General features: G+C 60.4%; 15 protein-coding genes and 1 pseudogene. 2 read left to right on the forward strand and 14 right to left on the reverse strand.

The annotated features are described in order from the left end of the window. Nucleotides 1-132: 132 nt before the first annotated feature. The 3 genes from P9292_RS19360 to P9292_RS19370 form a co-directional block, all read right to left on the reverse strand. Nucleotides 133-411: a hypothetical protein gene (locus P9292_RS19360; RefSeq protein WP_244828532.1), complete on the reverse strand. Its 279-nt coding sequence runs from the start codon at nucleotides 409-411 to the stop codon at nucleotides 133-135. Between the two features lie 322 nt (nucleotides 412-733). Next, nucleotides 734-1,180, reverse strand: coding sequence for a response regulator (locus P9292_RS19365; protein ID WP_250493233.1), 447 nt, complete (start codon nucleotides 1,178-1,180; stop codon nucleotides 734-736). A gap of 82 nt (nucleotides 1,181-1,262) precedes the next feature. Beyond that, nucleotides 1,263-1,586: a hypothetical protein gene (locus tag P9292_RS19370; RefSeq protein WP_244828535.1), complete on the reverse strand. Its 324-nt coding sequence runs from the start codon at nucleotides 1,584-1,586 to the stop codon at nucleotides 1,263-1,265. A gap of 247 nt (nucleotides 1,587-1,833) precedes the next feature. Between P9292_RS19370 and P9292_RS19375 the strand changes: the two genes are divergently transcribed. Next, nucleotides 1,834-2,856 carry a transporter gene (locus P9292_RS19375; protein ID WP_250493232.1) on the forward strand — a complete coding sequence of 341 codons (1,023 nt, stop codon included), beginning with the start codon at nucleotides 1,834-1,836 and terminating at the stop codon, nucleotides 2,854-2,856. 13 nt (nucleotides 2,857-2,869) lie between these two features. On the opposite strand, the gene P9292_RS19380 is transcribed toward P9292_RS19375, so the two are convergent. Beyond that, the gene (locus P9292_RS19380; RefSeq protein WP_250493231.1) at nucleotides 2,870-3,337 is read right to left on the reverse strand and encodes a nuclear transport factor 2 family protein; all 468 of its coding nucleotides are present in this window, start codon (nucleotides 3,335-3,337) and stop codon (nucleotides 2,870-2,872) included. A gap of 107 nt (nucleotides 3,338-3,444) precedes the next feature. On the opposite strand from P9292_RS19380, the gene P9292_RS19385 reads away from it, so the two are divergent. After that, entirely contained in the window at nucleotides 3,445-4,017 is a 573-nt protein-coding gene (locus tag P9292_RS19385; protein ID WP_250493230.1) for a TetR/AcrR family transcriptional regulator, read from the forward strand. Here the strand turns inward: P9292_RS19385 and P9292_RS19390 are convergent. The 10 genes and pseudogenes from P9292_RS19390 to P9292_RS19435 form a co-directional block, all read right to left on the reverse strand. Beyond that, nucleotides 4,014-5,363: a TolC family outer membrane protein gene (locus tag P9292_RS19390; protein WP_309960832.1), complete on the reverse strand. Its 1,350-nt coding sequence runs from the start codon at nucleotides 5,361-5,363 to the stop codon at nucleotides 4,014-4,016. The two genes, P9292_RS19385 and P9292_RS19390, sit on opposite strands and share 4 nt — an antisense overlap. Continuing rightward, nucleotides 5,356-7,477, reverse strand: a pseudogene (locus P9292_RS19395) (peptidase domain-containing ABC transporter). Before P9292_RS19395 ends, P9292_RS19390 begins: the two are co-directional and overlap by 8 nt. Before the next feature lie 2 nt (nucleotides 7,478-7,479). Then, nucleotides 7,480-8,709 (reverse strand): HlyD family efflux transporter periplasmic adaptor subunit, encoded by a 1,230-nt coding sequence (locus tag P9292_RS19400; protein ID WP_244828543.1) that lies wholly within the window; start codon nucleotides 8,707-8,709, stop codon nucleotides 7,480-7,482. Between the two features lie 78 nt (nucleotides 8,710-8,787). After that, entirely contained in the window at nucleotides 8,788-9,723 is a 936-nt protein-coding gene (locus tag P9292_RS19405; protein ID WP_309960835.1) for a hypothetical protein, read from the reverse strand. 955 nt (nucleotides 9,724-10,678) lie between these two features. Next, a complete protein-coding gene (locus P9292_RS19410; RefSeq protein ID WP_244828555.1) occupies nucleotides 10,679-11,197 on the reverse strand; it encodes a fimbrial protein in 519 nt (172 codons plus the stop codon). Between the two features lie 73 nt (nucleotides 11,198-11,270). Further along, nucleotides 11,271-12,377: a fimbrial protein gene (locus P9292_RS19415; protein ID WP_309849471.1), complete on the reverse strand. Its 1,107-nt coding sequence runs from the start codon at nucleotides 12,375-12,377 to the stop codon at nucleotides 11,271-11,273. Between the two features lie 12 nt (nucleotides 12,378-12,389). Beyond that, the gene (locus P9292_RS19420) at nucleotides 12,390-14,987 is read right to left on the reverse strand and encodes a fimbria/pilus outer membrane usher protein (protein ID WP_309960836.1); all 2,598 of its coding nucleotides are present in this window, start codon (nucleotides 14,985-14,987) and stop codon (nucleotides 12,390-12,392) included. 156 nt (nucleotides 14,988-15,143) lie between these two features. Further along, the gene (locus P9292_RS19425; RefSeq protein ID WP_309960838.1) at nucleotides 15,144-15,887 is read right to left on the reverse strand and encodes a fimbria/pilus periplasmic chaperone; all 744 of its coding nucleotides are present in this window, start codon (nucleotides 15,885-15,887) and stop codon (nucleotides 15,144-15,146) included. A gap of 116 nt (nucleotides 15,888-16,003) precedes the next feature. Then, nucleotides 16,004-16,549 (reverse strand): fimbrial protein, encoded by a 546-nt coding sequence (locus P9292_RS19430; protein ID WP_309960840.1) that lies wholly within the window; start codon nucleotides 16,547-16,549, stop codon nucleotides 16,004-16,006. A 416-nt stretch (nucleotides 16,550-16,965) separates the two neighbouring features. After that, complete coding sequence (locus P9292_RS19435; protein ID WP_309960842.1) at nucleotides 16,966-18,468, reverse strand: PLP-dependent aminotransferase family protein; 1,503 nt, start codon at nucleotides 18,466-18,468, stop codon at nucleotides 16,966-16,968. Between the last annotated feature and the right edge of the window lie 26 nt (nucleotides 18,469-18,494).

Below are 18,494 nucleotides of genomic sequence, written 5' to 3' on the forward strand. Positions count from 1 at the left end.
CGAGCGATCAAACGAAATCGGCGCCCGAGAAAACAGACCTTGTGAGTCTGTTTCTCCGGGCGCCGTTTTCTTTGCTTATTGCGTACTGGTCAGTCCGTTCAGCCGAATGATAATCCGGCCGGACTGCTTCGATCAGTGACCGAAGAAAACCGAGTTTGCGTTGTTATCGCCGTTGGCTTGCGCACGATTGCCCGATTGAGCCAGCGAGTCACGCGAACCGCCGAAAGCGCGGTTGTCGCCATGAGCCGCTTCTTCAGCAGCAATGGTTTGTGCGCTCGGGCCTTGTTGCGAGCTCGGCGCGCCGACTGCCGGACGGTAGAACGGAGCCGGGCCGTAGCCGCTTGCAAATGCGGGTGCTGCGAGCGTGGCGGAAGCGGCGATCAAAAGAGTAGCGATAAGATTGCGTTTCATGGTGAGCTCCAAAGACGGTTGACGTTCAATCAGAAAGCGCCGCAGCGGTCTTGCGAGAAACTGTCTGCTACGTCGATGAAATGCAGTGTATACCCCTACTATCGTTTTTTTATCTCGATATCTTTCAATACACTTTTCACGCTGAACCAACAATCGCTGGCAGCACGATTGTGCTTAAGTTCTGAGCAGCTTTTTCGGACAAGGGTTTGCGGACGATGCAGTCCAGCAGCGGCGCGAGCTTTGTTTAGCGGGGGCAAAACGATTATTTATCGCACGAGCGTGCAATAAGCGGGTAACTCGGGCTGATTTCCGGCGTTATCTCTCAATGCACCTGCACGAGCTTTTCGATGAGCCGTACGAGCGCGGCCGGCGAACTGCCCTTCTGACAATATCCGTCGAAGCCGGCGTGAAGCCCTTGCGTCCTGACGAGTTCTTCACCGAGCGCGGTAAACGCAATGATCCCGGCGTCGCGCGTCTGAGCCACGCGGCGCAAGACACGGGCGGTGGCGAAACCGTCGTGCTCGGGCATGGTGATATCGAGAATGACGATGTGCGGGCTCCAACGATCCACCGCGTGCAGCGCCTCCAGGCCGCCGAGCGCGACGCGCGTGTCGAAGCCATCGGCGAGAAAGGCGGCGGAGAGTGCCTCGGCGCTCGTGGCGTTGTCATCCACGATAAGAATGCGCCATTGCTTACGGTCGACGTCGACGCTGCGGTTGGTCCACAGCGAACACGGTTGAGAAGACGAGGTCAGCGAAGTCAGAGGCATGGCAATCCGGCAAATTCATTTTGCCGAACAGCCAGCAGGTTTCGGACCAGAGACGCGCGCCGCCGCTTCTCGGCGTGCGCGGTCAGTCTTTTTTGCTTTTGCGACGCTTGCCCGCGACCACTTCTTCGCGGTCACGCAGGCGCGCGTTTGCTTCCACGAGCGATGCGGCGTCGTGCTGACGCAAGGCCAGATCGAGTTCGCCGAGCGCTGCGAAAACCGCGTCCCGCTCCGCTTCTTCGTTTTCCGCCACGCGCCGGGCTTCCTTGTCGATCCGCTTGAAAAGCTTGCCGCCAAAGCGCGTATCCACCGCGCCTTCGCGCACGAGAACAGCGATCACCGAAGCCAGCCGGACCACGCCTGCTGCCGTGGTTTGCGTATCGCCATCCAGTTCATCACGGTCGTCCACTCTTGCCTCTCCCCGGTTTGGGCAAATGATTCGCGTCGATATCGTCCGATGCGAGGGCGCGCCGCGCCCTTCTTGCGTTGCGCCATGATACGCCCGCTTTGTGACAGCCATATTTGCACGGGTATGAAGAACCTGGCTCGCGCGCCCCAATCGACAGACGCGCGAGCAATGGCACACTAACGCCTGCCGCCCTGTCACGCCAGTCGATATCGATGACGCCGTTTAGCCACTGCCACCGACCGCCCGCATGAATCCCGCTACCCTGCATAGACCGTCCTACGGCTCTGACTTCTCCGGCCTCGTCTGCGGCTTCCGGTTTCATCTCGACCAGCCGGGCGTTGCCATCGACGCCGACACCGCGAGCGCCTGGCTCGCCCGCGACGATACGTCGAAGGAATTCATCTGGCTGCACTTCGATCTCGCCAATAGCGCGTGCGAACGCTGGATGCGCACGCGGCTCGGCCTTCCCGACGCGTTCTTCGAGACGCTCAGCGAAGGCTCGCACTCGACGCGCATCGAGCATAAGGAAGGCGCGTTGTTCGCCGTCATCAACGATGTGATCTTCAACTTCGAACTGACGCCGTCCGAGATCGCCACCTTGTGGGCGTACACGCATCACAAGATTCTCGTCACCGCGCGCATGAAGCCGCTGCGTTCCGTGGACTCCCTGCGCGAATCGGTGCGACGTGGCGAGCTGTTTCGTTCGCCCGCGGAATTACTCGCGCATCTGCTGCGCGATCAGGCGGAATTGCTCGTGCAGATCGTGCGGCGCACGAGCGTGGAAGTGGACGGCATAGAAGACCGCTTTCTGTCGCTGCATTCGCCCACGAGCCGTTCGGATCTCGGCGCGTTGCGACGCGTGCTCGTCAGGCTGCAACGCCTGCTCGCGCCGGAACCGGGCTCGGTATTCCGGCTGCTTGCGCGTCCGCCGCGCTGGCTGCACGCGCAGGACATTCAGGAATTGCGCGACGCCACCGAGGAATTTTCGCTCGTGCTCAACGATCTCGCGGGACTCGTCGAGCGCATCAAGCTCTTGCAGGAAGAGATCGCGACGCGCATGGACGAGCAGAGCAATCGCACGCTGTTCACGCTGACGCTCGTGACCGTGCTCGCGTTGCCGATCAATATCGTCGCGGGTTTTTTCGGCATGAACGTGGGCGGCATTCCGCTCGCGGAAAATCATCACGGCTTCTGGCTGCTCGTGTTGATCGTCGCGAGCTTTACCGTGCTCGCGGGATGGTGGGCGTTTCGCCGCCGTCGCAACATGTGAGCGTACGCGCGTGTTAAAAGCCGAGATCGCTCAGGCCGGGATGGTCGTCCGGCCGACGTCCGAGCGGCCAATGATATTTGCGATCCGCTTCCCGAATCGGCAAGTCGTTGATCGACGCGTGGCGGTGCGTCATGAGACCCGCCTCGTTGAATTCCCAGTTCTCGTTGCCATAACTGCGATGCCAGTGGCCCGAATCGTCGTGCCATTCATAAGCGAAACGCACGGCAATGCGATTCCCCGTAAACGCCCACAGTTCCTTGATGAGTCGATAGTCCAGTTCGCGATCCCACTTGCGCTGCAGGAACGCTTCCACGGCAGCGCGCCCGTCGACGAATTCCGCGCGATTGCGCCAGCGGGTGTCCTGGCTATAAGCCAGTGCGACTTTCTTCGGGTCGCGCGTGTTCCAGCCATCTTCGGCGGCACGGACTTTCTGCACGGCGGTTTCGGCGGTAAACGGCGGGAACGGCGGTTTGCTTTCCATGGCGAACTCTCCTTTGCGCTCTGACGTGTAGTCGATATAGGGAGACAGGTCTGTCTACCTGCGGCCTACTCTAGCGCAGGTAGACGAACCTGTCTACAATCGATTGCATGAACACGCATAACGAAGTCACGGAACTCACGCCCGACGCGCGCATCCTGCAAACGGCTCACGATCTCTTCTATCGCGACGGCATTCGCGCGACCGGCATTGACCGGGTGATTGCGGAATCGGGCGTCGCGAAGAAAACGTTCTACCGTTATTTTCCGAGCAAGGACGATCTGATCGTCGCGTTCCTCGCGTTCCGTCACGAGAACTGGATGACGTGGTTTCGCGACGCGCTCGCGCGTCACGGCGGCTCGCTCTCAGCGCTCGTGCCCGCGCTTGCCGAGTGGTTCGGCGGCGACACGTATCGCGGCTGCGCGTTCATCAATTCGGTGGTGGAAGTGGGCGGCACGTTGCCGCCGGCCGTGGATATCGCGCGGCGGCACAAGCGGGATATGACAGCGGCAATTCGCGCACTCATGCCGGCATCGCGCACAGCCAAGGCCGATGCACAAGCGCTGGCGCTCGCCGTGGATGGCGCCATAGTCGCCGCGCAATTCGCCGACTCCCCCGCCGATGCATTGAAGGCGCTCGCACGCGTGGTGCGAGCGGTGAAACGCGGAGCGAGCGCGGACTAGAACGACCCGCCGCTCGCTTTCGCCGATTCCGTGAGCGCCGTCTGCGCGCTGCAACACAACTTCGCGTTCATGGCCTCGATATCGTTCGTGCTCAAGGTCGCGACATCGGCCTTCAGTTTCAGGAACGCGACGATGGCATCGTAGCGAGAGCGCAGCAGATCGCGGCGCGCGGTGTAAAGCGCGTCGATGGATCGAAGCACATCCGTGCCCGAACGGCTGCCGACCTTGTAGCCGATCTGCGTGGCATCCAGCGTGTCTCGCGAGGATTGCACGAGATGCGTGAGCGAATCCACCCGAATCCGTTGACGCGTATAGCGAGCAAAGTTGTCGCGCGCGGACGCTTCTGCTTGCCTGGATGCCAGCAGATACGCCTGCTCCTCCTTGTCCGCGAGCGCGAGCGTCTGCTTCACGCGCGCCTGAACCTCGCCGCCCGAGAACAACGGTATCTGCACCTGAAACATGGCCGTGGTGGTAGTCGTAGGCCGTGAGTAGCCGGATGCAGCGCCCGCAGGCTGATAAGTGCCCGTAATGCTTGCGACGGGATAATGCGCGGCGCGCGCCTTCGCGGTATCGAACTTCGCGATCTCCCAGCCGAGTTGCTTCGACTGTACCGAATAGTTGGACGCCTTCGCCTGCTCGGTCCACGACTCTTCGCCGTCGGAAAGGGCGGGCAAGGTCATGCCTGGGGGCAACGCAAGTAACGCCGAGAACGGCTGGCCGGTGACTTGCTCGACCGCGCGGCGTTTCGTCGATACATCTTCCTGCGCATCCGCCTGCTGCAATTGGGCTTGTTCGCGCGCGGTGTCGGCTTCTCGCTGGTCGATGAGCGTGGCCTCACCCGCCGCCCGCTTGCGACGCACCTGATCGAGCTGCAAGTCGATGGCCGCGAGATAGTCCGCCGTGCGCTTCTGCTCGTCTTCCGCGGCGAGTTCATCGAAATAAGCCTGCACCGCGCGAAGGATCGACGCCTGTTGCGCCCCCGCGAAGTCCACCGCGCCTTGCGCCACCGTGAAATCCGCCTGACGATACGCGGTCCACTTGCTCCAGTCGAAGAGCGGTTGCGAGACGGTCACCATCCAGCCGTTCTGCCAATAGTCCTGACGCGGAAAACCGTCCATGACGATGCGGTTATACGCGCGTCCCCAGCCACCTCCAATTTGCGGCAGCAATGCGGCGCGCGCGATCGGCACCGCTTGCTTCGCGGCCTCGAAGCTTGCGCGCGCCTGCGCGAATTCGGCGTCGTGACCGAGCGATTGTTGAACGACCGCCATGAGATCGTCGGCATGGGCGAACGACGCGTGTATCAACATACCGAGCAGCAAGCTGCGCTTCAACGATTTATGCATGAGCTTCTTCTTCCGGCGTCGCAACCACAGGCGCTTGGCCTTCGCGCACGAGTCCACCATCCTCGAAGCGATAGCGCGTATCGAAAGCCGAAGCCAGCGACATATCGTGCGTAATCACGACGACGGTGCGATCGAGATTGCGCAACAATCCGGCGATATGCTTCACCGATGCAGGATCGAGATTCGAGGTCGGTTCGTCGAGTAGCAATAACTCTCGATTTTGATAGAGCGCGCGCGCCAGCAACAGACGCTGCCGCTGCCCCGCTGAAATATTCGCGATGGTGTCGCTGATGACAGTGCGCGTTCGCATTGGCAAACGCATGATGTCGGGTAACAAGCCGACGTCGTCGAGCAGCTTGTGGATGCGCTCCTCGTCCGCCTGGCCCGTGAAGAGCGTGATGTTGTCCGCGATCGATCCGTGCAGGATGATGTCGCCCTGACGCATATGCGCCTGATGCCGGCGGATTTCATCGACGGCGAGATTCGGCCAGGCGATGTCGTTGAGCGCGATATGCCCTTCCTGCAACGGCTCGGCCGCCGACAGTAACTTGAAGAGCGTGGACTTGCCGCTACCCGACGGCCCCGTGATGACGATCTTGTCACCCTTGCGCACTTCGAAGCTCGCGTTCTTCAGAACCGGTTGGTCCGAAATGCCATAGCTAAACGTCACATCGCGCACGTCGATACGCTCGAAATGACGCACTTCGGTGGCACGCTGCGCATCCGCGAGCGGCGTATAGCGTTCGTTCTCGTTCTCGGCGATATCGTCCACCCGCGCGGTCGGCACGCTCAGCATGAAGTATTGGAACATCGCGTTGATGGCGCTCGCAAAGCGCTCCGACATCAGCGACTTGTAGATCAGAAACGAATAGAACACGCCGACCGACACCTTGCCGCCCAGCATGAGACGCGCCGCCAGATACGTGATGATGATGGTATCGGCATAATTGACGAGCTTGAGCATGCCGTCGCGCGTGCAGGTCAGCCCGGCTGCTCTTGAGAAGCGCCGCTGCGTAAGCCTTGTAGACGGTCATGTAGATAGCCGTGCGGCGGGTCTCGCCTTGCGCGAGCTTGAGCAGCGAAGCCGCGCGGATGGTCTCGATCAGCGAGTCGTCGCAACGGGCCGAGGTTTCGAGCACGAGCGCGTGATTGTCGCGCATGGCCGCGAACATGCTGAGCGCAACCGCCACATACACGGCGAAAACGACGAGCGCGACCACGGCAAGCTGGCGGCTCTGAATGAACATGAGCACGAGCGCGAGTGCGCCGACTGCCAGATCGATATGCAAGGAAATGGCGGAGCGCGTGGCGAACACGCTGATCTCGTCCTGCGCCTTCACGCGCGCGAAGACGTCGCCGACGTGACGCTTCTCGAACCATGACATGGGATTGCGCAGCAAATGGCCGATCAGCCCTTCGGTCATGTTGATCTGCGTGACGTTGTAGAGCAATTCGGTCAGATACTTCTGCACGAATTCGCTCAGCGCGCCAAGCACGAAGATGCTTGCGAACGTCATGATCAGCACGTTCAGCAAGTTGCGATTGTCCGCGGCGACCACGTAGTCGAGCACCAGATTGCCGAAGTACGGCGCGGCGAGAATGGCGAACTGACTGCCGAGCGCGACGAACAGCACCTTGGCGATGAGCGCCGTGAGGTCCGGATTAAGTGCGCGCACGCGCTTCAACGCTGCGGGCACGCGCGATTTCGCGCGGATGCGCGGCATTTGCGGCGTAGGCGCGAACTCCAGCAGAAAGCCGGAGACGGCGGAGCGGAACGTGTCCATCGAGATACGCCGGCGGCCGCTTGCCGGATCGAGCACGCGCACGTAGCCGTGACTCGCCTTTTCGAACACCACGAAGTGCGAGCCGCCGAAATGCATGAGCGAGCCCCTCTTGACCTGCGAGAGATCGTTGGGATCGAACCGGTATGCCTGCACTGCAAGGCCGAAATCGGTGGCGACATCGTACAGGTCCATCAAGCTCAGCCCGTTCGCCGAAATGGGCTTGTAGCTCGACAACTCGCGTACTTCGGTCGCCCGGCCGAGATGCGACAGCACCATGGCCAGACACGCATAGCCGCATTCGGCCACTTCATTCTGATAAATAACCCGCACCATCAACCTCTCAGCATTCGGAACAAGGGCGCCAGCACCCATTCGGCAATCGTCCTTCGCTCGACGACGATGCTCGCCGTCGCCCGCATCCCCGGCAAAATCTTGAAATGCTGTCCCTCGAAGTCGAAGGTATTGCCGCGCAGCGTGGCCCATGCGAGGTAATCGCCTTCGCCTTCTTTCGAGCTATCCGTCTGTTCGGTCGGATCGGGCGCGCCTGGTGTGCCGGGTGGACTGGGCGGGCTCGCCGGCAGCACGGTGGTGCCGGAGATGGAGTCGATGCGCGCCTCGTACGTGCCAAATTTGGCGTACGGGAATGCATCGAACTTGAGCCGCACGATCTGGCCTTCGCGCACGAAACCGCGACGCCGAGAAGGAATGCTCAACGCGGCGCGCAAGGGCCCGCTCTCGTCTGTCGCGATGACCATCGCCACGTCGGCCGTCGTCAACATGCGGCCCGCGACGAGGCCCGAAAACGTGACCGTGCCGCCCTTCGGCGCGGACACGGTCGCGTCCTGACGTTCGCGTTCGAAGCGCGTGCGCACGTCTTGCACGTCGCGCTCATGTTGCGCGTCGAGGCCGCGCAATTGCGCTTCGAGATCGGCTTGCGTGCTGCTCGACGCGCTGACTTCGCCCGCCAGTTGCTGCTGACGCGCGACGCTTTGCGCGGCCGTCGCCTTGCCCTGATGAACATCCGCGCGAGCCTGTTCGACCTTGTCGGCGGCAACGTAATCCGCCACCGAATCCAGACGCGCCAGCCGCTGCTGGAACTCGCCGACCAGTTGATTGTTCTGCGCGATCTGCGCGTTGAGCGCCCCAAGCTCGGCGCGGCGGCTTACTGCTGTCAGGCGCGCCGATTCGCGCTGCGCATTCAACTGGATGCGGCGCTCGTTGTACTGCGCGTCGATGGAGCGAATCTGGTCATCGCGCATTTGCTCGTCGAATACTTGTCGGCGACGTCCGTCTGTCGTCAGCGAGAAATCCCGCTGCAGCCGAAAGAGCGGCGTGCCGGGCTGCACCTTTTCGTCCGTGCGCGCGTAGATGCCCGACACCAGTCCACTCAAGCCTTGAATCTTGACCTCGGACGGAGACATGACTTCGCCACTGACATCCTGCTTCAGTTCGACCTGATGGAAGAACGCGAAAGCGACGGCGGCGACAGTAAAAATGGACGTCGCGTAGGCTATCCATCGCCACGGGACGTCTTTGAATTCGGGAAGATCGGTCGGCTGCATGAGAATGAAGGCTGGCTTCGCTGCGTGGTCTGGCCCGGTCTGCACCGGGTGCGTGACGCGCAGATTCGGTTGCGCTGATTAGCGATTGGGAGCGAACGAATACATGGCGGGATGACCGCCCGGAGTCCACTGCTGATAGTTATCGGTCAGCGCGCTTTCGATGTAATTTGCGAGCCGCTGGGGCGCGTCGGGCGCGGCGAGCGGAATGTGGTCGAAGATATGCGCCTCGAAATGTCCGCGCTCGAAGCGCAAATAAAACGGCAGCAACAGCGCATTGAAACTCTCGCCCATGCGGAACACGCCGTTATGAATACGCGCGCTGCGTCCGAACATTCTGACCTCGGCGGTCTCCATGGGATAACGATGCATGGTGAATGGCGGCACGTCGGAGAACAGCACGACGACGCCATCGCGTTTCAGCGCACGCGCCACGCGCACGCCAAGTCCATTGCGATTCGCATCACCATAGGTGTAAAGCACTTTAATGCCGGGAATGAGCTTGTGATCGTCGCCATATTGATTCCTTGGCACGCCCGAAACCACCGAAAGCGACTTCAGGTCGAGCAAGGCGACAAGCCGCTCGACGATATAGATATTCGCGTATTGCGAGACATAGTGAAAGGGCGAGACAAACACGGGCTGATTCGGCACATCGCGTTTGAGTTGCCTGATTCGCGCCGCCAACTTCTCCGCGATTGCGTCTAACTCGGGCAGGGCTTCGTGCTTGCGAATATCGCGACCGAAATAAATGCGCTGGTCGATCAACTTTTCCAGTTGCGCTGCCGCGCGTGAACGCTTTATTTGCGCGGCTGGCAAATGCAGGATATCGCGCGCAATCTCTGCGCGAATGTTTCCGTGCGCGCGGCAGACGGCATTGAATAAACCGTTGACGCGCAGCATGATATTCGCGAGCTGTTCCGCTTTGGTCATCGGGATACGTCCAATCACCGCGCGCTTTACGCGATGTCGACACACCGCGAGCCACTTTCTCAGCATTGGGCGCAACGATGCCATGGTATTTTCTGTCAGATAATGAGAAAGCGGATCTCGCACTCTTCGGCGAGATTGGATACAGCGCGGATAATCCGTTCTTTACCCTTGCGATGACCTCTCGCGGAGAGCAAACCAGGAGAGGTCAAAAGCCAAGCGATCAACCGCCAGCACTACCCTGTTGGCCACCACTTACCGCCGTCCGGGAAGTGCTAAGCGGATATTCGATTTAGCCCGTGATGTAGATGTTGATCACGGTTTGCGACTGAGCCGACGAACCCTTGTTGCAGCCGCCTGCGATGTCAGCGTGTTGGAGTGCGTTACGTTCGATTTTTTGCATGATTGCCTTGAAACTATTTTTAGATTGACGATACGCGCAAGAATTCAAGTATGAGGTTCTTGCGAATTACATTGCCTTTGATATCCGAATCTTGCTGAATATCAAAGGAAGGCGAATGATACGGCATCCCGAAACGAATTTAAACTTCGATAATTCCGAAAAATAAAACTGGTCATAGGAGTATATACATGCCCACAGGCAATCAAATAAAGTTTGTGATTGCCGAGAAGCCCTTATCAGTTGCTTCAATTGAGCTTTCATTGTCATCGTGGACTGTTTTTTAAAGGCAAACGACAACGGGGCCACTGGCCCCGTCGTTCAATCGCTTCTTCGGACAGACTGGAAACGTTAGTTGGCCGCAACAGAGATTCTTGCCTTGTCGTTATGGTTCCCAGACGTAATGGAAATAGAAACGTTAGTATTTGAACTGGAGTTGCTCGACGCCTTGGCTTCACCACCGGCGACGTAGCATTCGCTCAACGCTGCTCGATCGATTTTGTGCATAGATATGATCCTGCTTGTTGCTAAGTAGAGGGTTTTCTTTGAGCCGGCTTTATCCGGCAATCAGAGACTACATACAGACTCCGCGGAATCAAATAAGTAGTTTTGCCAGCTATGTTTAACGAAGCGATTGAAACCTTAGTTATAAGTGAAGTTCACCGTAGCCGATGCCGTCACCGTGCCGCCGGTCATCGTGCCGAGCCTATAGTATTGGGCGACCATCGGAACGGTCATCGAACCCGAAGCGTCCGCTGCGCCCAGCGTGAGCGCGCTATTCAACGCGAGAGGCGAACCCGTACTGTCACCCACATTCGTGGCCTTGAGCAATTGCACGCCCACTTGCGCAGCAGTACCCGTGTTTTTCAGGACGCTTGCCACCGTGTCGATGGTTCCATTGACGGTCATTCCTATATTCGTGCCGGCCGCGCAACTGACCAGCTTGACATTGAACGCCTGCGCGGAGTTGGTTGCGCCAACGGCTGCAAAGTCGGTCGTTTTAGCCTGTTGAAGCGTGATTGTCTGATTAACGGAATCCGTATCCACCGTGCATGTCGGCAAGATGATCGTTCCGGTGAAATTGAGCGTGGCATCGGCGGCAAATGACGAATGCGCGGCAACGAGTGCAAGCGCGGCCACGCCGGTTTTCAAAAGCTTCATTCGAGTTTCTCCTTTGTGTTGATGAGCGGTCAGACAATGCGCGGCGAAATCTCAGGCAATTCGCCGCGCGTTGTCACAGATAGAGCACGGTCAAGGTCATCGTGGCGTTGGCGGGTCCCGCACTCAGCGCGCCGGTGCGGTAATAACGGGCCGTCATGGGAAGCGAGTAACTGCCATTGCGCGTGCCGTCGAATCCGCTCAACGTCCGATTGACGCCAAAGCCGAATACCGAGCCCGTGCTGTCATACAGCTGGATGCCCACGCCGCCCGCACTCGGACTGCCATTCAGCGCCGCCACGTCGGTGAAGCCGGCAATGGTTCCGTTAGTCGGATCGATCCGGTACTGCACGCTGTGGATCAATCCAGCCGACGTATTCGGCACCGCCGCACCGGCCGGGCAATTGTTGAAGCTCAGATTGAAGCCGATGACCTTGCTAGGCGCGGCTCCGACGGATGGCAGGTCGGCTGGTCCCTGCGTTCCCATCGGCACGGTCACGTCCGGTGTCTCGCAGGTCAGAACGGTGATCACGACCGGCGTGATGTTGAAGTCGATCACCCCGGCGGACAGCACGTTGCCAGCGGGCGGTGGTGTCAAGGTCTGCCAGGAGAAAGCCTGGGCGATCGTTCCCGAAAGTGTGCCGGGTGTCACGTCTCCGATCTTCACCAAAGCCACGATCAATTGCCCGCCGTTGTAGATCGTGCCCGGGTAGTTCCACTGCGAACCCATCTTTTCGAACGAGCGAAGGTTCGTCTGTCTGCCATCGGGGACGACGTAACCGCCCATCGCGATGCCTATACCCGGCACAGTTGTCGGGTACACAGCGAACGCAACGCCGTTGTAGGTCACGGTATATGTGGTTCGACTGTCCGTCGTCACTCCCGCGGTCTCGAAGTCGGTCCCCGTGTACACGGAGCCAACCACGGTGCACGTGTAATAGTCGCTCTTCAATGGCGACAGTGACCATGCGGTCAAGATCGACCCATTTGGCAGATCCCGCGCCACGGCCACGGCGGCGGGCATCGAAAGCGTGAACGCACTGTAGTTCGACCGGCAAGTAGCGGAATCCGCATATGCATTCGCCGGTAACAGCGCCCACGCGACGAGCCAGCACAGCAGAGCGCGCACCAGCGCCGAGGCGACCTTGTCGATCGTACCCATATGGTTTTCTTGATTAATCATCGCGTCTTCTCCTCACTGACACACGCCATCGCCGATGGAGATCGAATTGGGTTTGGTTGCGTCGACGGACTGCGGCAGCTGATAACGCACCACGCAACGCTGGCTGGCTCCGTCGCCCCATTTCACGTTCAACGCGCCCGCGTCCGCCTTCAACCCGGTAGCGATGATGCGGCTGCCTTGCGCCACGGTACCGACGGTGTGGGCGTCGCCGTCGAATACCTCGGCACCGAACGGCAGCGGCGTGCCATCGGCCTGCGTCACGCGCATGACCGCTGGCTTGCCCAGGTTTTCGGTTTCGAACTTCAGGGCGACCACCGCACCGGCGGTCGGCGCCGTGCGCTGCACCGTCGACTTCAGCGCGATGTTGAGCGGCAGACCCTTGGGGTCGATTTCGACCTCGTTGTTCGAATAAGGCTGCATGCCCGAGATGACCGCATGCCCCCAACGGTCGACGCGCAAGCCCGCACCATTCGCGAGGCGCGCGCCTGCCGCGTCCTTGGCTTCGACCACGGCGACCGTATCGCCCATATTCGGGGTGAACGCCACGCCGTCGCGCCACGCGACCACTCCGCCGGAAATGCCCGCGCCGACCTGCGAATAGTGGCGTCCGGTACTGGCGTTTGCGGTCATCAACGCGAATGGCGACATGTAGCCGACGTTGCCGCCAGCGCTCGTCGAACTGCCCGAGCCATTTCCGCCGTCGCTGTAGTTGGCGTTGACGCCGTAGCTGAACGCGTTGTCCGCGCCGAGCGTTCCTGTCACCGATTCCTGCAACGTGGAGCTTCTATCGCTCGTATCGTGCTGGAAGGTCGTGGACGATTGCGGTGCGTGCGCGCCGAAGCCGAGCGGCACCATGAGGTTGAGCATGATGCGGTTATCCCAGCGATTCGTGTTCACTTGATACTGACGCACCGCCGATACGCCATACGTCAGGCGTCGCCAGCTATTGCTGTAGCCGATCTGAAATTGCGTGTCGTGATCGGACCGGTTCCAGTAGTTTTGAATCGATCCCACGGCATACACCGAGCCGTACTTGCCGCCCTCGCCCAGACTCTGATTCAGAACGAACTGAACGCGCGACTTCTGGCGAGCATCGAGAAAACCTGGTTGATGGTCTTCGTACAACTGGCGCAGCGCGACGGCATCCTGCAGCGTGTAAAAGCCATTGGTCGAATAGCGATAGGCCGCGACCGCGATATTCGTATTCGTCGGCTCGAACAGACGGCTGAAGCTCAAGCGCACACTCGCGCCATTGTGCGTGCCGTAGCCCTTGAAGCTCGCGGTGGCGTGGCTCACGTCGAGGCCGAATGCGCCGACGCTCGTATTCAGCGCGGCGCCGACCATGCCGGAGAAATACATATCTCCGCCGATCATGCCGCCGTAGAGCGTCACGAGATTGTTGACGCCGTGCTGCACCGTTGCCTGCGAGACGAACGGATGAATATCGATGCTCGGATCGCGGTACTGACCGATGGTCGCGCTATAGCGGGTGACGCCGGGTCGCAACGCGTTCACCGCCGCCGCATAAGGCACGGTGGAAATGTGCTGCGAGCCGTCGGCTTCCGTGACGATGACATCGAGATTGCCGCCGTAACCCGTCGGATAAAGATCGTTGATCTCGAATGCGCCGGGCGCGACGGTCGTCTCGTAGATGATGTTGCCGTTCTGCCTGACCTGCACCCGCGCGTTGCTGTTTGCAATGCCGTGCACCACGGGCGCATAGCCGCGCTGCGACTCGGGATACATGCGGTCGTCGGTGCCGAGTGTGACGCCGCGCACTCCGTAGCTGTCGAACAGCGCGCCGTCCGTGAAGGTATCGCCGGCGGTAAGCTGGCTCTTGATGTCCCTGAACGAACGCTGCACGTAAGTCTGCACGCTCTGATAGTGCTGACCGCCGATGGTGTTGTGCGTCAGGTTGCCCTGATAGCGAAAGCGCCACGGTCCCGCATTGATGCCGCCGATCAGCCCGAGATACTGCGAGTCGTTGTTGTATCCGCCGGACGAGCTGTGATAAACGTTCGCGTTGTACTGCAGCGTGCCCGCGTTGATGCCGTCGTCCCAGTACTTCGGATCGACGTAGCCGCGTGCGCGCGAATTCATCGCGATTTGCGGAACGGAGACGTCGAGACGCTGCTCGCCGTTGTCGAACGACGCGGTTGCTCCAGCAATGAGATCGGGCAACGTAAGGCAGGCATCGCCCGCGTTATCGAGCTTCGCCGATGCCTCCGGCGAGAGCTTGCGCAGATCGACACCCATGCGATCGAGCAGGTCCGCATTCACGCAAGGCTGCATGGCGACAACACCCGCGCCTGCGCCCGCCTCGCGGATATCGATATCGAACTTGCCTTTCCAGACGGCGTTCACGTAGGTATCCGCGCGATACGTGCCGGGCAGAATCTCTTGTCCCTTGTTGAAGCGCGATATGTCCAGCTTTTCGCCGCTGCCGTTTTCGAGGAATTGTTCGTTAAATTCGACGGCCGCGATCTGCTGGGTGGAATCGGCCCATGCGTGAGCGCTCACGCCCATTGCGGCCAATGCCTGAAGCGTGAACAGGCTGATGGGTCTCAGGCGCATGCCGGACACATGAGCGCTTCGGTATTGCATATTCATTTAGTGTTCCGAAATTACGGCAACAGCGTGACTCGGCACGCTATGCGGCATGCTCCGAGTTCATCCTTAACGAGTGATGGCGACGTTCAGCGCAACGCTGCGCTATCGCGGGGAATCGGCCTGCTGGGCAGGCCCGCCGAAAAGCCTGCGAATGACTCAGGGCGCCAAACTGGCATCGCCGTCCTGCGGGCCGCCGTAGTCGTTGATCGCGGTATAGCGAATCTTCGTGCTGTTCGCGGGCACCTCGCCCTTGAGCGGGAAAGCCCTGCTTTCGCCCGGGCCTACCATGCCGCCGTCAGTGAACTCCGATGCACTCGCGCCGTTGCTAACCTGCACGCGGTCGAACGACACGTGATACTGCGTGGGGTTACTCGCCTCGATCGAGTTCTTGCCGCCATCGTGTTTGAGATGCCACACGATCTGTCCTGGCGCGTCCGTTGCCTGGCCTTTGAGGCCGCTCGGGCGATAGAAAAACTTGATGCGCGTGCGAAATGCAAGCTGCAGCTGGTTCGCGCTCGCTTCGTCGCCCGTGGGTTTCGGCGGCACTTCGAGCACGTTCAAATAGAAGATGCTCTCCTTGTCCGCAGGCAAAGGCTCGCCCGTCGACATGATCCGCAAGGTCTGCGATTTACTCGGATCGATACGCATGATCGGCGGCGTGATGGTGAACGGCACGTCGATGGCGTCCGGCTTGATATTCGGATCGCCCTTGTCCATCCACACCTTGGTCAGGCCGGGAAGCTTGCCGTTGTTGGTCAGCTTCACCGTGACTTCGGAATCGCTTTGATTGAAGACGACCCGCGTGCCGGCAATCACCACCGACGCATTCGCGGTAGGAATGAACCCTTGCATCGCGACGATAAATGCCGCGGTCGTTATGAGTCTCTTTGCCACTTTCATGTTGACGTAATGCCCGAAACGGAGCGCGAGTGTAAAGATAAAGCGGGCTCGCGCCCGCATATGTACGGGTCTTCAACCGATGATCGCGCCGAAGACCCCGTTCCACTACCGCAAGATCACATGTAGTCGATGCTGTAGATCACGGACGAGTTGGCTGCGCCAGCGGTCGTCGCGCCCGTCGCGTAATACTGAACTTGATAGCTGAGCGATGCCGCGCCGCTGGAGATGTCGGCCGACTTCACGTTCTGCAGCTCACGCGAGTAGCCTGCCTTGATCATCGAACCATCGGCGTTCAAGAGTTGCAGCTTGACGTTGCCTGCGCCGCCCGTGGCCACGATCAGGCGGCCATCGTTCGCATCGACCGTTGCACCGGCTTCATAGAACACGCCCGCTTCGCTCGTTGCCGTAACCGGCGCGCAACCCGTCAACGCGATGTTGTACGAAGTCGTGCCGGCCGTCTGGCCCGATGCCGTCAGGGTCGAGGTGGAAACGGTCGGCAGCGTGACCGTGAAGTCCTTGCTGCTGGTGCCGTTGCCGTTGATCGTGCAGGTCGTGGCCGTCAGCGCGCCATTGAACGTGATGGTGCCGTCCGACGCGAACGCGGCGCTTGCTACGAGGCCCAGTGCTGCGGCGACCATCGCCGAGATCAAGGATTTTTTCATTTGGATGTGCTTATAAAAATTGACAAGGATGGGTCGTCAGATCAAGCTGAACGTTCGGCCGCGAAAGGCGGTCGCCCACTCCTCGAACTTGACGCCCAAATGCCGCATCTCGGCTTCCAGGTTTGCTACAGATAGACATCCGCTTGCGCGCTACGTTTATCTCGTCTGGTTGAAATGCGAAGCGCAACGATAATCGAGACAGTCGAGAAACGGCACTCGATTTTTCCTAATTTGTCAGGGAATAGTTAGTGATGCGATAAATGCTGCCTGACGCAAGCAGCAGCTATCTTCGACGTGACTTTAGTCAGCGAACATCCGACGGCATGCAAGGCGCTCGCCTGCTTCGATTGCGCTTCAGCAGTTATCTTGACCGCCCCGCCGCGGTAACGCGGCGCAATGGTGCCAACGAGCCGTCATCACAGCTGCATCGCCAGCGAGAGCGCCATCTCGATCGATTCGGCGAGCTTCGCAAACGCGGGCGCGATCTCATCGTTCGGCACGCACGCGTAGCCGAGCATGAGACCGGAACGCGCGGCATCCGCGTTCATGTAGTAATTGGCTAGCGGCCGTGTCACCACGCCCGCCGTCATTGCGTGACGCGTGATTTCGCGGTCGTCGACGTGTTCCGGCATGCCCAGGACGAAGTGCAGTCCGGCTTGATCGCCGTGCACCGCGAGCGTATTGCCGAACCGCGCGCGAATGGCGTTGATGAGCAATTCCCTTCGTTCGCCGTATAGCCCGCGCATGCGCCGCACGTGCGAGGTGAGATGCCCGTCGAGAATGAATTCGGTGAGCACGGCCTGCTGCATCAGTTGCCCTTCGCGATACAGCTCCGCGACGCCCGTGCGAAACGTATCGACGAGATTTTCCGGCACCACCATATAGCCCATGCGCAAACCGGGGAACAGCATCTTGCCGAGACTGCCGACATAGATCACCTGTCCGGCGTCGTCGAGTCCCTGCAGCGACGAAAGCGGCCGGCTGCCATAGCGAAACTCGCTGTCGTAATCGTCCTCGATGATCCACGTGCCATGTTGCCGCGCGAACTCGAGCAAAGCGCGACGCCGCGCGAGACTCATCACCATGCCGAGCGGATACTGATGCGAAGGCGTAACCAGCGCGATACGCGGCGGCGTGGCCATGTCACGCGCGTTCGGATTCAAGCCTTCGTCATCGACGGGCACGGGCACGAGCAACAGCCCGGACGACTGCAGGACGCTTCGCACGCCCCAGTAACACGGTTCTTCGACCCACGCGCGGTCGCCGAAATCGGTGAGCAGACGCACGGTCAGATCGATCGACTGATGGATGCCCGTCGTGATGATGATCTGATCGGGCGAGCACTTGACCGAGCGCGCGACACGCAAATAGTCCGACAACGCGCGCCGCAGCGGCCGGTAGCCGCCGCCGGGCGCATAGGTCAGCAAATCGGGATTCGCGCGCTTCCAGAGCCGCGCTTGCAAGCGGCTCCAAGTTTGCGCGGGAAACTCGCGTACATCGGGCACGCCGGGCATGAACGCGCCCCACTGTTTCGGCGATACCCCCGCCTGCGAGATCAAGCGCGCGCCGCGTTGCGAAATCGCGCAGGGCTTCTGAGCGGCGTCGGCGCTCGACTTGGCGCCCGGCTTCGCAGCGGCGCGTTCGCGCGGCGCCGTATCGGCCACATAGGTGCCGCTGCCGGTCGTCGACGTGACATAGCCTTCGGCCGTCAACTGGTCGTACACGTGCAGCACGGTATTGCGCGCGATGCCGAGATCGCTTGCCAGCATGCGCGAACTCGGCAGCTTGGTGCCGGGCGCAAGTTGACCGGTCAGGATGGCCTGCTGCATGAGTTCCAGCATCTGCCGGTACATCGGCTCCGCCTGCGAGCGTTCGACGAGTCGCGTACTCAGCCAGTCCGCGAGGATGATGGTATCCATGAATTTCCCCGAGCCCTCAGGAACCT

It is taken from the genome of Caballeronia sp. LZ001 (assembly GCF_031450875.1).
Lineage (GTDB): Bacteria > Pseudomonadota > Gammaproteobacteria > Burkholderiales > Burkholderiaceae > Caballeronia.

What these genes read in the sequence shown, in the direction of transcription:
- P9292_RS19415 (WP_309849471.1), bottom strand. Translation starts at nt 12,377, where the DNA reads ATGATTAATCAAGAAAACCATATGGGTACGATCGACAAGGTCGCCTCG.
- P9292_RS19380 (WP_250493231.1), bottom strand. Translation starts at nt 3,337, where the DNA reads ATGGAAAGCAAACCGCCGTTCCCGCCGTTTACCGCCGAAACCGCCGTG.
- P9292_RS19385 (WP_250493230.1), top strand. Translation starts at nt 3,445, where the DNA reads ATGAACACGCATAACGAAGTCACGGAACTCACGCCCGACGCGCGCATC.
- P9292_RS19400 (WP_244828543.1), bottom strand. Translation starts at nt 8,709, where the DNA reads ATGCAGCCGACCGATCTTCCCGAATTCAAAGACGTCCCGTGGCGATGG.
- P9292_RS19425 (WP_309960838.1), bottom strand. Translation starts at nt 15,887, where the DNA reads ATGAAAGTGGCAAAGAGACTCATAACGACCGCGGCATTTATCGTCGCG.
- P9292_RS19375 (WP_250493232.1), top strand. Translation starts at nt 1,834, where the DNA reads ATGAATCCCGCTACCCTGCATAGACCGTCCTACGGCTCTGACTTCTCC.
- P9292_RS19435 (WP_309960842.1), bottom strand. Translation starts at nt 18,468, where the DNA reads ATGGATACCATCATCCTCGCGGACTGGCTGAGTACGCGACTCGTCGAA.
- P9292_RS19430 (WP_309960840.1), bottom strand. Translation starts at nt 16,549, where the DNA reads ATGAAAAAATCCTTGATCTCGGCGATGGTCGCCGCAGCACTGGGCCTC.
- P9292_RS19405 (WP_309960835.1), bottom strand. Translation starts at nt 9,723, where the DNA reads ATGGCATCGTTGCGCCCAATGCTGAGAAAGTGGCTCGCGGTGTGTCGA.
- P9292_RS19390 (WP_309960832.1), bottom strand. Translation starts at nt 5,363, where the DNA reads ATGCATAAATCGTTGAAGCGCAGCTTGCTGCTCGGTATGTTGATACAC.
- P9292_RS19420 (WP_309960836.1), bottom strand. Translation starts at nt 14,987, where the DNA reads ATGAATATGCAATACCGAAGCGCTCATGTGTCCGGCATGCGCCTGAGA.
- P9292_RS19365 (WP_250493233.1), bottom strand. Translation starts at nt 1,180, where the DNA reads ATGCCTCTGACTTCGCTGACCTCGTCTTCTCAACCGTGTTCGCTGTGG.
- P9292_RS19410 (WP_244828555.1), bottom strand. Translation starts at nt 11,197, where the DNA reads ATGAAGCTTTTGAAAACCGGCGTGGCCGCGCTTGCACTCGTTGCCGCG.
- P9292_RS19360 (WP_244828532.1), bottom strand. Translation starts at nt 411, where the DNA reads ATGAAACGCAATCTTATCGCTACTCTTTTGATCGCCGCTTCCGCCACG.